A 17,198-nucleotide genomic window follows, 5' to 3' on the forward strand; every position below is an offset into this window, starting at 1 on the left:
TAATTTTACCTAATAATTAGATTGCTAAGTTAAAATATATTTTTTAAAATACGTATAAATACGTAATAAATTACTTAAATTTGTTTCTCAAAACAAGTAATTAGACGTAATGAAAAGTATCGAAGCTAGATTGTCTATAGTAGGAGCTGGGCCAGGTGACCCTGACTTGATCACTTTAAAAGCCATTAAAGCACTGGAAAGTGCTGACATTGTATTGTACGATGCCTTGGCAAATGAGGTGTTGCTGGATTACGCTCCCGCAGATTCATTAAAGATTTTTGTAGGTAAAAGAGCAGGCGCTCATTGTTTCCGGCAAGAGGAGATCAATGAGATGATTGTCAATTGGGCCAATAGCTATGGGCATGTTGTTCGGCTTAAAGGTGGAGACCCTTACGTATTCGGCCGTGGTCATGAAGAATTGGAATATGCTCAAAAGCATGGCATAGCGACCACCTATATTCCTGGGATCAGCAGTGCGATGGCTGTACCTGGTTTATGTGGTATTCCCCTTACAAAGAGAGGGGTAAATGAAAGTTTTTGGGTAGTGACAGGTACATTGAAGGACCATAGTACTGCCAAAGATCTGTTTTTTGCTGCCCAATCTTCTGCTACGGTGGTTATTTTGATGGGAATAAATAAGCTTAGGGAAATAGTTAGTTTATTTACCGAATACCGTGGAATGGAAGAGCCAATTTGTATAATTCAAAATGGAAGCAAAGAAAATGAACGATTCATTTCCGGAAATTTAAAAAATATACTTTCCTTACAAGAAAAAGAAAGGTTGGCTTCACCTGCAGTAATTGTTATTGGCAAGGTGGTAACCGAAAAGCGAATCAATAAATTATTGGGACAGGAATTTAGAATAGCCGCTGTAGAAAAGGTTTCCGTAATTTAATACAGATGAAAGGGTTTGTGAGAGCATTCCCAATAAGAAGAAATGACACAAAATTAAAATTGGGTTGCCAGAAGACTGGTAGGTAACCTTGGCGTGGGCATCTATAAGTTTGTAAGATTCGAAAACCATAATCAATGGGCTAATTATAAGGTAATTTCATCCTCAATTAGAACGTCTATCATCTATTCGAAATTTGATTAGACAACAATTCCGGTTTAAGGATCGCATCAACTTTCAATCAACTTAAAAGCTGATTTAGGATTGTCACAAATAGGGCAGGAATAGCTTTCTGGAAGCTTTATAAAAGAAGTAAAGGGCTCTATATTTGATTCAGGATCCCCATACTTTTCATCAAATACAGATAGGCAACTTTTACATTGGTATTTTTTATGGTTTTTCTTAATCTCTGAAGCTTTGGCATCCTGATATTCTGGGGTTTTGTGGATTTCCAGTTGATCATAGTATTTGTAACTTAATTCTATTAGCAAGGGGGGAAGCGTTTCAATTGGTACTTTTTTTACGAAATAATAATACTCAGAAAGGTTTGGGTTAAAATTCTTAGAATAAAGAATGTTAAATGTATCTGGATCGTTCTCTTTATCTTTTTCTGCTTTCTCTATGGCTACTGTAGTAAAGAGAGACATGGGTTTGGTTTTAACAGAAAAGCTAAGACCGTAGGTACTGATGTCTTGCTTGTCCAATGCTCTTACAAGGTAGTTTTTTAATTCAAGTGCCTCTTCATCCAGCACAGGTAAGTGCCAATTTAGTTCAATTGAACTGTGTCTAATGTTTATCCCATATTTCCCAAGTAGTTTTTCCCAACTCAGCCGGTCTTTTTCAGCTATGCCCTTGACAATTATGGATTTCCATGGACTTAGACATATTTTCCCGATGTTGGTCTTGATACAAAGCTGACAAAGTGCAATCAAAAAATTGATGGAAAATTTATTATTCCGCCAATAAAGTCCCAGCCAATATTTTCCTCCAACAATACGGTTCATTCCTTCGTAATATGGAGTTGTGCCTTCAGGATAATCCAGCTCCTGTTCCACTTTCTGAGCATTTGGTATTACAGCCTCTATTGCTTTTTGGTAAATTTGATGGTACTTTAAATTTCCTTTTTTTGGGTTTAAATCTTCTATTTCCTTGGCCATCTTAGCCAAATCGTACCCGTATATGAGGTCTGGAGCACACCATGGCTTTGTGTCCACTGCTGAAAACCTTAAATACAAATACCAATAATTTTCTATTGAAGAAGCCACGAAATTAATATTACCTGTAAAAAGCGGTACCAGACGCTGTACTGGGTCAGTGATGTTGATTTTTAGTTTTGGTTTGTAATCAAAAGTATCCAGTACATAATGGTAAGTATGAGACGCCAGCCAATGAGTGGTAGGCATCACATCTATGGCAGGGTAGGAGGATACAATGTTTTGAAATTCTTCTCCATCAGTATCGTAGGGGGTATCGATTGTATTAAAAGTGCTGTCGAGTGATTCCAGGTTTTTATTTTTTAAAGGAAACAACACATCCTGGCGAGAGCCAAGGTGAATATAACTGGTGCCCAGCGTATCGACCGTTTGAATCATTTTTAGAAAATCTCCGGGAGAAATAATTCCTCCTTTGACAAATACCCTTACTAAATCTTCTTTTTGCATCTTGTTTTATTATTTTTTACCATAATGGATTTAAAATATTGATCTGAACAAACGCTTCCAATTTTTTTGACTTTCCCAATAAGTAAATTTATTGGGTTTTATTTATTTACCAAGTCAAAGTCTATTTCTTCAAAAATACCGATTAGCCAAATAGGTCTAAAATTTCAATGCCTAAATTTCAATGGCTGAAAGTAATGCTTCATCTAGAATTTCCTTTACTTCTGGTTTGCAGCTTCCACATCCCAAACCTGCTCCGGTTTGCTGACAAAGGATCCTAAATTCCTGGCATCCTTCCTTTATGGCCTTGGTTATATTACCTTTTCCTACCTGACCGCAGGAACAGACTACTTCTCCAATCATCTCTTCTTTGGAAGTCTTACCTCGAAGAAGTTCTTGACGTTTGGTTGACAATTCGGTCTTCTCCTCAATAAGTTTTTTAAATTCTGCAAACTCAGATTTGTCCCCCATCAGTATTGCACCTACCAAGCGATCCTTAAATACGATACATTTTTTATAATACGTTTGAGCTGTATCTATTAAAAGGATTTCTTCATAGCCTTCGGCATGGGCAGGGATTTCTGGTGTGCCTATAGAGCACAAGTCAAGCGCTGCAAACTTTAATATATTCATGGGGACACTTCCCTTATAGCTACTAAGCAAATCTCCTGTAATATACTTCGAAGCGGTATCAGCTTGTAATTCAGCAGCTGCGGTAACGCCATTAAGTTTTCCCTTGTGTTCGGCAATTTCTCCCATGGCGAAAATATCCGGATCGCTCGTCTGAAGGTAGTCGTTAACAATAATACCTCTACCACAGGCCAATCCTGCTGATTTACCCAATTCAATATTAGGCCTTGTCCCAATTGCATAAACCACCGCGTTGCAATCAATGCTTTGCCCACTTTTGAGATTTGCCCTGATGTTTTTGTCTCCGTAGGATTCCAAAAGGGACAATTGATTGTTCATAAATAATTGTACCCCCATTTCTTCCAGCCGCTCTCTCAATAATGAACTTGCCAAAGGATCCAATTGCCTCTCCATTAATCGGGATCCCAATTGGACAATGGTTACTTTTATATTTATTTCGCGGAGCGCTGCAGCCAGTTCTAGACCAAGTAAACCGCCTCCTGCAATCAAAACATGGCCCTTATAGTCCAGGTATTCTTTTAAATCATCAGCATTTTCACGATTTCGCATGGTAAAAACTCCTGGTAAGTGCATGGGAGCATCTCCAGGAATAAAAGCCCTGCTGCCAGTGGCCAGAACCAGTGTACCGTAGTGATGCACTTTCCCTTTTTCATCTGTAACTGTTTTATTAGAACGGTCTATAGATTCAATCCCATTTTCAACAAATAGCCTGATATTCAGCTTGTCCATGGCTTCAGGTGACTTGAATTTTAACAGGTCTTCCCAATTTTTGTGGGCGTTTACATAATCTGGAAGCAATACCCGATTGTAAAAAGGATGCTTTTCCTTTGAAAAAACGTGAATTTCGTCCTTCTGATTGAATTCTCGATAGGAATTAATAAAACGATAGGCAGCAGCCCCTGCACCTACAATTACAACTTTTTGCTTTGGACTTTTATATAGGCCAACTTGAACGACCGAATATTTAAAATCAGGCTGTTTAGAAACTGGATCGATTGCGTTGCCGGTTAAGTTATTGGCCCGAGCGAAATCGTTTCCCAGGATTTTACCCCAATGCATGGGGATAAAAACCATTCCCTTTTTAATTTTATCAGTGACTTGTGCATGAATCCTTACTTCTCCCCGAGAGCCAGAAACCAGTACGGTGCTGCCCTGCTTTATTCCTCTTTCCAAGGCATCATCTGGATGAATCTCTACAAAAGGAGTTGGAATGTGGGTGTTGAGTTTATTAACTTTCCCCGTACGCGTCATGGTGTGCCATTGGTCCCTAACCCTTCCTGTGGTTAGTACAAGTGGGAAATCCGGTGAAGTTTTTTCATAATCGTTTTTTATACCTGATACCAATATTTGGGCGCGACCATTTGGGGTATAAAATTTTCGGTCTATAAATAATCGCTTAGTGCCTCCTTGAACCTTATTGAGAAAAGGCCACTGTACAGCGCCGTGGTTTTTTAAATAGTCATAATCTAACCCAGAAATGTCAATGTTTGTATTTTTAGTTAATTGGCAATATTCTGAATAAACCTCAGCCATATTGTTGAAGTCAAAACCTGGAAACTTCATTCTTTTGGCAAATCGCATCAAAATTTCAGCGTCAGAAAGTGCCTCCCCAGGGGCTTCTTTAAATTGGCTTAGGTGACTGATTCTTCTTTCAGAATTGGTCATTGTACCTTCTTTTTCTCCCCACCCTGCAGCGGGTAGCACTAAATCGGCATAGGGAATGGTTTCAGTTTTGTTGGAGATGTCCTGTACCACTACAAACCTAGCCTTCTTTAGGGCCGCTTCTACCTTTCTGGCATTGGGCATACTTACCAAAGGGTTGGTGCAAATGATCCAAATTGCCTTAATCGAACCATCTTCGATTCCTTCAAAAATTTGAGTAGCTGTTTTTCCAGGGGTTGCCGAAATATCATCAACACCCCAAAAGTTAGCGACTTCTGCCCGGTGTTCTGGATTGTTTAAATTTCTATGGCAAGCCAGTAAAGTAGCCATGCCCCCTACTTCTCGTCCACCCATAGCATTGGGCTGTCCGGTTAAACTAAAAGGGCCTGATCCTGGCTTTCCAATGTTTCCAGTGATCAAATTAAGGTCTATTAAGGCCAGGTTTTTATTGACACCATCAGCACTTTGGTTAAGCCCCATGGTCCAGAGAGATAAAAACCCATTGGCATTGCCTATAAAAGAAGCTGCTGTTTTAATGTCCTTTTCTGGAATGCCACAAATAGTGGCTGCTTCATCTAGTGAGGTTTCCATCACTTTTTTCTTATAAACCTCAAATCCGTCAGTATGATTTTGAATGAATTCCAGATCGATATCACCCTGCTCGATTATGCACCTGCCCATGGCAAGAAATAATACTTCATCGGTACCAGGATGTAGTTGTAGGTGGAGATCGGCAATGGAACAACTTTGAGTGGAGCGGGGATCTGCTACAATGATTTTTACATTAGGATTTTCCTCCTTGTGTTTCTCTATCCTCCTCCAAAGAATAGGATGACACCAGGCTGGATTTGCTCCAGCCACAAAAAAACAATCCGCCAGCTCAATGTCATCATAAGAGACAGGAACACTGTCTTCTCCCAGTGTTTTGATATGACCCATTACGGCAGCACTCATGCATAACCGGGAGTTGGTGTCAATATTGTTTGTTTTCAGAAAGCCTTTCGTCAGCTTATTTACTAGGTAGTATTCTTCAGTCAAACATTGTCCTGAAACATAAAATGCTATGGAGTCAGGTCCATGTTTTTCTATTAAAGAAGAGAAAACAGCACTTGCTCTATCCATAGCTGTATCCCAGTCAACCCTTTCCAAAGGATGTGATTTTCCCCATCGCATTTGGGGATGAAGAAGCCGGTCTGACTTGTCTTCTACCACATAATGCAAATTCATGCCTTTGGAACAGAGCATGCCTTTATTGACAGGATGATCAGGGTCACCCTTGAGGGAAATACCGCCTTTTTTATCCTTGCTGACAATGATTCCACATCCTACGCCACAGTATGAACATGTACTTTTATAACTTTTTACCTCTGCTGCTGACATAGTTAATAGTGGTTTGGCAATGATTTAAATGTGGAATAATTAAAAGCCATTCTATTGAACAATCTAATTATATCTAATCCCGTGCTCAGATTTAACTGTTGACCATTTCGGTCCGTAATGCAGCTTTTTGTACCAGTGATTTCTCTAAATCTTCCCGTGCTACTTTTTCATCCACTTTGGAGAACCTAATTAAAAGCGAACAGGCACTTACAGCAGTTACTGTAATTCCCATGATGGAAAGTGATTCACTGTAACTTAAGCCTTCCATCTTAAACAGAAAACCAGCCATCACGGCACCCACGTTGCCACCTGCACCTACGATTCCTGAAACCATTCCGATGGATTTTTTATTGATAAAGGGAACCACAGAAAAGGTTGCTCCTTCTGCCATTTGTACGAAAAGACTAAATACTATCATAGAACCAATAGCTAAAGGCAAAATGGTCATTTGTGAGAATATTACCAGGGCAATGCCTTCAACCAATAAGACAATTCCCAAAAAGGCTACCCGTCCTCTAAGTCCCCATTTGATTCCTGCTTTGTCCCCAAAAAAGCCACCCAACGACCTAGCGAATAAATTCATTAAACCGAAGAGCCCTGCTATCAATCCAGCTTTTTTCAAGTCAAGATCAAAGAGGTCGTGATAATAAATAGCAGCAATATTGTTAATGGTAAGCTCAATACCGAAACAGGCACCATAAATAAGAAATAAAGCCCAAACTCTTCTGTCTGAAATGGCCTCTTTTAACGCGCCTTTTTGATTGGCTTTTTTATTGATTTTAAAATGGGGATCTTTTTTTCTTAAATCCTTTAAATTTCCTTCTGGAAAATCTGTTGTCCAGTTGTAATAAGCAAAGGCAGTAAGAATCATTGCAATTCCCGGTACTATCATGGCGTATCTCCAGGCACTGGCTTCTATGAAGCCCAATGAAACAAAAGTCGCAAAAATAACAGGCATTATTATTTGTGTAACACCCCCACCCATATTTCCCCAACCGGCTGAGGTAGCATTAGCTGTTCCTACCACATTGGGAGCAAACATCACAGAGGTATGGTATTGGGTGATCACAAAAGAGGCACCTATTACACCTATGGCCAATCTAAAAAGCAAAAAGCTTTCATAACTATTGCTTAGGCCAATTAAAATCACAGGGATGGCCCCAATTGTCAAAAGGTAGGTATAGGTTATTCGTGGACCAATACGGTCTACCAGCCATCCGATGAATAGCCTGGCCAACACTGTTATGGATACTGAGGCAATGATAATATTACCTATTTGTGATTTAGTCAAATTCAATTCATCCCTTACAATAGCCATCAAGGGTGCTATTCCAAACCACCCGAAAAAACAAAGAAAAAAGGCAAACCATGAAAGATGGAAGGCTCGCATTTGGGGGGATTTAAAATCCAAAAGGTTGATAGATGTTGCTTTATTGATTTGTGGTTTCATAAGTATTTGTATTAATAGGATCAATAAATTTATGGTAACTGTAATAAGGGCTTGTGTCAGAACTGAATTTTGATAGTACCTTTATATTTGGATGCAAACTTTTGCTTTTTGGTGAGTAAAAGACTGATTTAATGAGGGATACAAATCTTATAGTTGAGTTTTTCTCCTATTCTGTAAATTGCTGTGGTAATGAAGTCTTTATAATAAAAATTCATTGACATAAATGACTAAATTTACGTATTAGTACTGGTTTGACATCAAGCTCACACTTTGGTTGCTTAGTAATGTTGTAAATTAAATTTAAGGCCGATCTGCAGCTATTTTAACTATTAAATCAAGTTTTCAATTAAATACTTTCTTTTATCAATGACTAAGATTTGGAGCCATCCCCATTAGTACTTGTATTTTGATAATGCTAATATAATTAATGTTTTTTAAAATTAAGTAAAAATACGTAAAAAAATACGTAAATTTTTTTAAGCACGTAGGATTTGTAAGGTTACCTAAAACAGGAGAGGGGGTTGGTCAAATATATTTTCAGAACCTAAGTAGGTAAAAAATAAGTTAGCAGGGATAGTCTCGCATCGAGCTAAACAGGAATAGGAGAGGGAGACTTTTCCATCGTTATTAGTTAAAGTTATAATTAGAATGATTTATAGTATTAATTCGACCTAATAATAGATAATGGGATGGCCCTTTGTGGTGAATTATTTGGCATAGGTTACCGTTCTTTCTTTATAAATCGACTTAAAAACACCTTTAATTCTATTCTTCAAATGCTTCTAAAATAGGGAATCGTTATGATTATTGCAGGTAAAAACTTAATATTAAGATTAATTACAGTAAGTGAAAAATTGAGAGTTGTCACCATGAAAAAATCTTTGTCTTATCTCTTTTTGGCAGTGTTACTTGTAGCATGTAGTGGACCTGATGAAGCAGAAAAAATAATCAATCAATCAATTGAAGCACATGGAGGGGAGCACTTTAAATCTGCCCAAATAAATTTCACATTTCGAGAAAGGCAATATGAAATATTCAAATCACCTCATTCATTTAGGTACACACGCATCTTTGAGGAAGAGGCTGCCAAAGTAGTGGATGTCTTAGATGATGAAGGTTTCTCACGAACGATTGATGGTGTTAGTGTCAACCTTTCGGATGAAAAAATCCTTGCCTATACCAATTCAGTAAATTCAGTAGCGTATTTTGCATTTTTGCCTTATGGGCTTAACGATGAAGCTGTACTGAAGGAATACTTGGGCAAGGCTCAGCTTGAAGGAAGTAGTTATGACCTGGTAAAAGTTACTTTTAAAGAAAATGGAGGGGGAGAGGATTTTCAGGACGAATTTTTGTATTGGATTCATAACGAAACGCACCTTGTCGATTACCTCGCTTATTCCTATCATACAGATGGTGGAGGGTTAAGGTTTAGGAAAGCCATTAACTCCCACGAAGTCTCAGGTCTTATATTGCAGGATTATGAAAATTATAAGCCTGAAGATGAGTCAATAGCTGTAGAGGATTTATCCGAATTATTTAAAAATGGAAACTTGGAGCTTTTGTCTGAAATTCTATTAGAAAACATCAAGGTTCAATTTGTCAAATGATTTGTTTCAAGTAATTAAAGAATGGATAAAAAAAGAGCGTTGGTAATATCTGGTGGAGGAAGCAAAGGTGCTTTTGGAGGCGGAATTGCTGAATACCTGATCAGAGAGTGTAATTTTGACTATGATATATTCGTAGGAACATCCACCGGTAGCTTACTGGTGCCTTTGCTTTCAATCAATGAAATTGAGAAAATCAGAGCGATATATACATCCGTAACGCAGGATTCCATCTTTAGCACCAATCCATTTATTGTTTACAAAGACGCTGGTGTTTACAAAACCCGAATCAACCATTTTGGGACGATCAAAATGTTTTTAAAGGGTAAAAAGACTTTTGGTGAAAGCAAAAATCTTTTTAAGTTAATAAAAAAGATCATAACTCCCGCGGATTTTGAAAGGATGCAAAACAACAAAGCGGAAGTTTATGTAACCGTATCCAATTTAAGCACCAATACCGTAGAGTACAAAAGATTAAAAGATTGCACTTATATAGATTTTTGTGAATGGATTTGGGCTTCATCCAATATTGTTCCCTTTATGAGTTTGTTGGAGAAGGATGGTTGTGAGTATGCTGACGGGGGCTTTGCAGATTTGGTACCCATTTCTGAAGCCATTTATCGTGGCGCAACTGAAATAGATGTAATTGTTTTAAAAGCCCGGGCCGGTAGGGAGCTTAAAAGACCTGTGCGAAACGCTTTAGAGTTGACCACTAGGGCATTTGATTTTATGCTTGACCAGATCAGTAGCGATGATATTAAAATAGGAGAGTTGTTAAGTCATAAGCGAGAAGTGAAGTTAAATTTTTATTACCCCCCTGCAGCACTTACAGAGAACTCGCTTATTTTTGACCCTTATCAAATGAAGAAGTGGTGGCGCCAAGGAAAGAATTTTGCCAGGGAGCAAAACCCCGTTTGCAGGTGCATTGAGGTAGGACAAGAAAAATAAACCTTTCATTTTAGGATGTATTTATCTAAAATTTCTTACGTTATAGTATTAAAATGAATTCTTAATAATAAATTTAATTGGAGGAGGGTTTGTTTCAAATCGAATATTTCGGTCTATTTTTTATATTAGAATTTAAGATCTTTAATATGATTTTTCTAATTTATGAGGTAATGGAGACAAGTATAATACGCATCATCTAATTGTTCAAAAGAATCAGTACGTAAGTAAAATATTTTAAATTATGGGTTGTTCTGATCCCCATTCTTAAAGTGGGGACCAGAACTATTAACTCCCATATTTATGTTTCCATTCCTGCTTTTCATTCCTTTAATTCTGCGGGTTTCTGTTTGTCAAACTTAGTTATTAAGTAATTTCACAAAATCTCAATTCAAGCTAATTTTGACTTCAAACTTCCAATCATTTTCTATAAAATGGGGTTCATATTGATGGACTGTTTAATGTCATAATATCTTTCTATAAATTGATTCGGTTCAGAATTAAATAGGTGTGTAAAATTATAATGGCAATATTACTTAGAGTTCATCAAAACCTTTTGGGGATCTTCGATGTGATGTTTGCTGTTCGTATGCATAGGATAAACTAAATAGTAATCCTTCACTGAAAGGTCTTCCCAAAAGTTGAAACCCTGCGGGATATTTATCATAGGAATAACCCATAGGAACAGCAATAGCAGGGAAACCAGTAGGTGGAGAAAGTTTGCCGCTTGTGTCGCCTCTTGGACCATTTAGATCACCAATCAATCTAGGGGGGTAGGTGAAAGAAGGATAAATAAGTGCATCCAGATTTAAACTATCCATTACTTTCAGAATTCTATCTCGAAGCGTCTGCCGTAAAGCCATGTTTTTATCCCAGTCAGCATGATTTTCAGGTATATCTATATCACTTTGTGCATCAATTAATCGTTTTTCCAAATAAGGATGATATTGATCCGAATCAATGATATCCTGCAGTGTTTTATATTTGGAGCTATCTCCTAAGCTGGCAAGGTACGCATTATAGTCTCTTTTTAGTTGGCGAATACGTGTTCCAGATTCATTAAGAGAATCCAGGTCATTAATTTTTACGCTATCAATTAAAATGGCCCCACCCTTTTTTAAATCCTCCAGTGCATTTATCATAAGTGCATATACACTACTATCAGACTTATTTTCAGGGAAAAGCTGATGTAGAACACCTATCCTTTTCCCTTGAAGTGCATCAGCTTTCAGAAAAGGAAGGTATGAAGACTCTTTGGATGCGATGCTTTTTTTGGTGACGGTATCAGCTTCATCATATCCCGAAATCACATCAAAAACCCTGACGACATCTTCAACTGTTCTAGCCATTGGTCCTCCCACATCGTTTGTAAGGGCTAATGGCACGATCCCATCTCTACTTGTTAAACCCATAGTCGACCTTATGCCAACCAAAGCTTGATGGGAAGAAGGGCCTCTTATAGAACTTCCTGTATCCGTTCCCATACCCACAACAGCCAAGTTTGCGGCAATAGAAGCTGCTGTACCTCCACTTGATCCTGCAGATGTTCTTCGGGTATCATAGGGGTTTCTGGTATACCCAGGCAACCTAGAACTGACCGAAAAAGATCCGCTGGAAGCAAATTCAGCTAAATTTGATTTGGCTATGATAATGGCACCTGCTTCTCTGAGTTTTTTAATTTGAAAAGCATCATCTGGCGGATAGGATTCTTTAAGTGCGAGTGTTCCGTTGCTGGTTGGCATTCCATAAAAGTCAAAATTATCTTTAATTATTATTGGAATACCATGTAGGGGGCCAACCTTCCCACTTTGGGCGTAAATACTATCAAGGAATTTGGCCGTAGCCAATGCCTCTGGATTTATTATTATTATTGAATTGATGGAAGGTCCTTGCTTGTCGTAGGCTTCAATTCGTTTTAGATATCCTTCTACTAAATACTGGGCAGTTACCTCTCCGTTTTCCATAGCTGAATGGATGTCGGCAATGGTGGCCTCAACCAGAGGGAAATTGGACTCTTTTTTTTGTTTAGCTGTGCAAGCACCCAAAAGTAGTAATCCAATCAATGAATATTGTATAAGTCTTTTTGTTATATACATGTTTTTTATTAGTGAGTGTGAAAAACTTCTTGATACATTTTGATCTTCTCTTTAATTAACGCTATTTCTTTTTCAGTTGGATTTGATGGATCCACTGCAGGAGGGTAGGTTCCAAACCGGAGTATACAGGCCATTAACAGCATCCTGCCTTTGGTAGAAGTGGTATTATGCCCTTCGATAAATAAATTATCGGGATTGGTGTTCATAAACCCATCTGCATTGCCACGAGCTGCTTTAAGGACAGGGAACCCATGAAGTGCGGCTAGTTCTAATGCAGCATCCATTGGTGATATCATTGAGCCATACGGTGCCATACCCTCACCGACGAATCCGGCAAGCGGATATTTAGTAAGGTTGTCCTTAATTCTGGAAAGTATGTCAATTTCGCTTGATGGGTCATTGCTACCATCATCTTCTGTTTTCCAGCGAGCACTTTTGAAAATCGTAACCATTGGCATGGATTCAGGGATCAGGTTTCCACTTTTACTTTTAACAGGAACAGCTATAGATGAAATAGTTCCATCTTCCAGTTCACTTATCCCGGGAACAGTCTTCGGGATTTTAGTGAAGTTTACTTCTGAAAGATGTGTGTGCTTTCTTAATGGCAAAAACGTAAGTTTAGGTCCGTATCCCATTGAGCCAATTATACCTCCATAACCACCTGTTGTTACATACCCACCTGGTCTTGCATCTCCTTTTTGTACTTCACGAGAGGAAAATATAATTTGATCCTGGATCATCACTGAGCCAACCCTACTTACTCCATTTTCATTAGCCCACACTTTGGATAAGATATAGTTAATGCCGTCAATAATATTTTGATCGCCATCAGCGCTGATGAGTCCACGCATTCGCTGGGCAGCATTAAAAACAAGTGGAGCTTTCGAGTCAATAAGTAACCCCATCCAATAGGAAGTATTTTCTATACTGGGACTACCTTCCAGCCAGATTGAGCCATCATATTCACCTGAAGCCATCACTTGCTGTACCATGTTTGTAGCTTTAGCTAATTGCATTCGGTTTTGTGAGGCGCCATATGGGCCATATGTAAAGAAGTCTTTACCCAAGGTTTCAGGTGGAATATCCCCCTCACCACTATCAGTGCGTTCTATAGCTTGTAAACCTTTGGTATATCCTCCTGCAGGCGCGGGTCTGTAAAAATCATAGACTGCTAAGCCGTAAATATTTCCCCCTGCTCTCTCTATTTCTTCCAATATTCTGGAAGCATCTGGATAGAATGTCTGTCTTGATTTTGAAAAGGGTGCTCCAGCGTAAGCAGAAGTAGCATCCCAAGGTTGACCATTGGCTTGAATGGCCATGTATGGCAATGGGTAAAGTCCATCTTCAGGTTTCAACTCGACTTTTAGAACTGGTTTGTCCGAAGGCGAACCTTTCTTTTTTCGAAATTTACCATTCTCATCCACATAGCCGTCAGGCTCCCCATATAGTTCTTTTACGTCATTTTCCAACGGGTGGGCAGTAAACATCTCGAGGTACAAAGTTACTGGGGCTGCTATTTTTTGATAGTACAATCGATCATAAGACATTGTTTTGCCCTCTGGGTTAGTCAATAGTGGCAGGTTATTATTCGCTCTTGCTTTGTTACTTGTGATCAGGGGGTGGCTATTTTGAATAGTTGCCGTAGGACCAGAGAAGACGGCCAGCCTAGGCTTTTCCTGTGAATAGGCTTGATTGTAGCAAAACAAAAAAAGAAGTAGTTGAATTATTTTAAATTCAATTGGAAACTGTTTGATCGTATTCATATAAAAGGGAAGTTAAGAGGAATACCAATATTCAAATTTTCGGTTCGTGAAAATGGACTTAGGAATCATTCCATGAACTCCTTCAGTACGATCTACGACTTGAGTGACCTCGAAATCAACTGCCGTGCTTGCAATTGACAATGCTTCTTCATAAGTAAAGCCAAGCTTTTTATGAATGAAAATCACAGATTGCTGGAGAGCTTGCTTCATAGCTTCGTCTAAATCAGGATTGAGACCAAAAACAATAAAATGATCAGGAGTTTCGGCTATAGGCATCTTGATGGTCTTTTTGTGAATGATGAACTCAGCCACAAGTATCATTGAAGTTTCTATGGCTGTTCCACTCACTTCACCATTTCCTTGGGCACCATGTGCATCTCCAGTAGTAAAAAGTCCTCCTTCTACAGATACCGGCAATGTTAGGGAAGTGCCTTTAATCAAGTGTTTTAAATCCAGGTTTCCGCCAAAAAAATCAGGTGGAATGGAACTCACTCGGCCTGTCTCAACAGGTGGAGAAAGTGCCATTACTCCCATGAAAGGTTTGAGAGGGATTTCAACGCCTGGAAGCAGCTCAGCCTTGGTTCTTTTTTTATTGTACTTATAAACAAAACGCTCTTGGTTTTTAATTTCCTGAGGAACATCATCTCGACTACCTGGCCGTACATGATTTACACCATATTCGCTTCTTAGTATGACATCATGTATGCGAATTTCAATACTATCCCCTGGCATTGCACCTTCTATATAAACTGGTCCAGTTAGCATGTGTCCTCTAATCCCCGAAGGCTCCGGAGGAACATTTTTTATGATATCAATAAGCTCATTCGCATGATCGTCCAAAGGCAGATTATTTTCTTTGAAAAAAGATTCGGGATTCTCTCTTGGAACACCCGAAGTACTTATCGAATGGATTTCTATAATTTGTCTTTCTTTAACAGTGATTTTGGGCTGAACATCAGCACCAAAATACCCCCAAACCATATTTTCAGGAAAAGAGCGAAGCACCTTATCTGGTTTAACCTTCTTAACAGTGTTGTTTTCATTTTGGATTGGCGACTTCCTGAAACTTTTACCTAGCGCTAAGGCAGGTAAACCAGCAAGGGCGAAGGCACTTCCTGCGAGTGATTTTTCCAAAAACCCTCTTCTTGATTTATTGTTTTTCATCTTGTTTCATTTTTTTACTGTTCGGAATAGTTAATCCTACTGTAATAACTTTTTTTTGTGTATAGGCAAAATCATTCAAGGTCGCCTCTAATTTCTTGAGGATCTATCTGTTTTAATTCAGACGAATGTTTTTGTAAATACCTTAAATAAAATATTTTATAAGGTTTTTGGATTTGCCTATGAAAATCAAACCTGAATTATACAATTTGATTCCTGATAGCCAGTTTTAATTAAAGGAATGCTTACTTCATTTTAAAAAAGTTTATTGCATCATTTAGTCTTAGAGGTCTTACCAAGTCATTTTCAAATCAAGGGTTTTCTCCAGCCTCCGGATCTGCTTTCTAGGTATTGTGCTACCGCTAATGAAACATCTTCTCTCCAGGGATGTGCTACACATTGTACGCCAACCGGTAGTGCACTGTCAACATCTCCTCTCACTACAGTCACAGGCCAGCCTGTTGTATTGTAAGGACCACAATAACTTGCTCCTGGTTTCCTGCTGGTCCACTCACTACCAATGCCTTGGTCGATTTCTTCAGCAGGTGTGGCTGTTGTAGGACAAAGGATTACATCATATTTTTGAAACCACTGGAGCATTTTCGTTCGGTTTTTATCTTGTAGTGTTAATAGTTCAGAATAACGATCTGCTGAGATGGGGTTTCCACTGTCTAGTCTACTCTGAATGGATTCGCTAAGGGTTTTGCTTCCATGTAAATCTCCAGCTCTTTTCAGAAATGCCCAAGCATCACCTGAAACCAATTCCCTTCTTATTTCACCTAGCTCAGTGAAAATTTCCAATGGCATATCTTCAATAGTTTCTGCCCCTGCTTCTTCCATCCACCTGGCAGCCTGCCGAATTGTTTCTTGAGTAACCTCTGCAGTATCAGCAATTAAATTGGAGGGATAGTAGGCCACTTTTAGTTTTTTAATGTCTACTAGTGAAGGGTCTAGCCAGGGCATGGGAACCACTGCAGCATCCATACCGTCCGGCCCACTCATCAATGGTGTTAGCATAATCAGGTCTTCAACCTTTCGAGCCATAGGCCCAGGTTGCTGCCAAGAGTCAAATACGCCACCATAATCTACTATATGACCAGTACGCGGGCACCTTACTGAAGTAGGTTTAAGCCCTGCAATACCATTGGTACTTGAAGGCAATCGTACACTACCGCCCCAGTCTGTGCCAATATCGAAACCTGATCCACCTGCAGCTATTATAGATCCAGCTCCTCCACTGCTACCAGAAGTTCCTCTTGCCAAGTCATATGGATTTTTACTGAGACCATAAATAATGTTTCCTGTGGTTCTCACACCTCTCATGCCTCCACCTGCTAGAGTAAATTCAGGTGTATTGGTTTTCCCCATAAGAATGGCTCCGTTTTTTCTCATTCTGGCAAGTACAGTGGCATCTTTTTTACCAACATAATCGATCCTGCCAAGCGTACCACCTGTACTTATTACGCCCTCTGCTTCAAACGAGTCTTTGAGTGTCATGGGAACTCCATGCAAAGGACCCATTATCCGTTTTTTCTTTAATGCTGAATCAGCTAGCTTGGCTTCGTCCATCGCCCTATCAAAACATTGCATTACGACAGCATTGAGATGATAATTAACATCTTCAATTCTATCAATATAAGCTTGGGTCAGCTCTACTGATGAAACCTTCTTTGTTCTGATCATCTCAGATAGCTTTACAGCAGACATAAAAATTAAATCATCTGTTTTATCTTTTGAAACCAGATATTGAGAGTTTGGTGGTGAACTGGCACCAGATAAATCTGTAGTAGAAAAAGTCATTGCGGCAGTACTACCTGCACCAATTAATGCCAAAAATTTTCTTCTTGAGTGATTTCTACCGGTTTGTTTTAATATATTTTTCTTCATTTGTTTAGTTTTTTGAAATCTTTTTCAACTGATTGATTTTAAGCCGTGT

At 38.9% G+C, this 17,198-nt stretch carries 10 protein-coding genes; 3 read left to right on the plus strand and 7 right to left on the minus strand.

All coding sequences use genetic code 11. The annotated features are described in order from the left end of the window. Positions 1-109 precede the first annotated feature (109 nt). On the plus strand, positions 110-895 hold the full coding sequence (gene cobA / locus AAC073_RS20485) for a uroporphyrinogen-III C-methyltransferase (RefSeq protein WP_339925679.1): 786 nt from the start codon (positions 110-112) through the stop codon (positions 893-895). A gap of 227 nt (positions 896-1,122) precedes the next feature. Here the strand turns inward: cobA and AAC073_RS20490 are convergent, their stop codons facing one another. From AAC073_RS20490 to AAC073_RS20500, 3 genes are all read right to left on the minus strand, one after another. After that, the gene (locus AAC073_RS20490) at positions 1,123-2,553 is read right to left on the minus strand and encodes a rubredoxin domain-containing protein (protein ID WP_339925680.1); all 1,431 of its coding nucleotides are present in this window, start codon (positions 2,551-2,553) and stop codon (positions 1,123-1,125) included. 171 nt (positions 2,554-2,724) lie between these two features. Continuing rightward, on the minus strand, positions 2,725-6,243 hold the full coding sequence (locus AAC073_RS20495; RefSeq protein WP_339925681.1) for a molybdopterin-dependent oxidoreductase: 3,519 nt from the start codon (positions 6,241-6,243) through the stop codon (positions 2,725-2,727). A gap of 91 nt (positions 6,244-6,334) precedes the next feature. Beyond that, positions 6,335-7,693, minus strand: coding sequence for a NarK family nitrate/nitrite MFS transporter (locus tag AAC073_RS20500; RefSeq protein ID WP_339925682.1), 1,359 nt, complete (start codon positions 7,691-7,693; stop codon positions 6,335-6,337). An 869-nt stretch (positions 7,694-8,562) separates the two neighbouring features. On the opposite strand from AAC073_RS20500, the gene AAC073_RS20505 reads away from it, so the two are divergent. Beyond that, complete coding sequence (locus tag AAC073_RS20505; protein ID WP_339925683.1) at positions 8,563-9,300, plus strand: DUF6503 family protein; 738 nt, start codon at positions 8,563-8,565, stop codon at positions 9,298-9,300. A gap of 21 nt (positions 9,301-9,321) precedes the next feature. After that, positions 9,322-10,245 carry a patatin-like phospholipase family protein gene (locus AAC073_RS20510; protein WP_339925684.1) on the plus strand — a complete coding sequence of 308 codons (924 nt, stop codon included), beginning with the start codon at positions 9,322-9,324 and terminating at the stop codon, positions 10,243-10,245. A gap of 533 nt (positions 10,246-10,778) precedes the next feature. On the opposite strand, the gene AAC073_RS20515 is transcribed toward AAC073_RS20510, so the two are convergent. From AAC073_RS20515 to AAC073_RS20530, 4 genes are all read right to left on the minus strand, one after another. Then, positions 10,779-12,338 (minus strand): amidase family protein, encoded by a 1,560-nt coding sequence (locus AAC073_RS20515; RefSeq protein ID WP_339925685.1) that lies wholly within the window; start codon positions 12,336-12,338, stop codon positions 10,779-10,781. 8 nt (positions 12,339-12,346) lie between these two features. Beyond that, positions 12,347-14,101, minus strand: coding sequence for an asparaginase domain-containing protein (locus AAC073_RS20520; protein WP_339925686.1), 1,755 nt, complete (start codon positions 14,099-14,101; stop codon positions 12,347-12,349). A gap of 12 nt (positions 14,102-14,113) precedes the next feature. Further along, entirely contained in the window at positions 14,114-15,265 is a 1,152-nt protein-coding gene (locus tag AAC073_RS20525) for an acetamidase/formamidase family protein (protein WP_339925687.1), read from the minus strand. Positions 15,266-15,568: 303 nt separating this feature from the next. Next, entirely contained in the window at positions 15,569-17,149 is a 1,581-nt protein-coding gene (locus AAC073_RS20530; RefSeq protein WP_339925688.1) for an amidase, read from the minus strand. Positions 17,150-17,198 lie beyond the last annotated feature (49 nt).

The organism is uncultured Cyclobacterium sp., from assembly GCF_963977555.1.
GTDB lineage: Bacteria > Bacteroidota > Bacteroidia > Cytophagales > Cyclobacteriaceae > Cyclobacterium.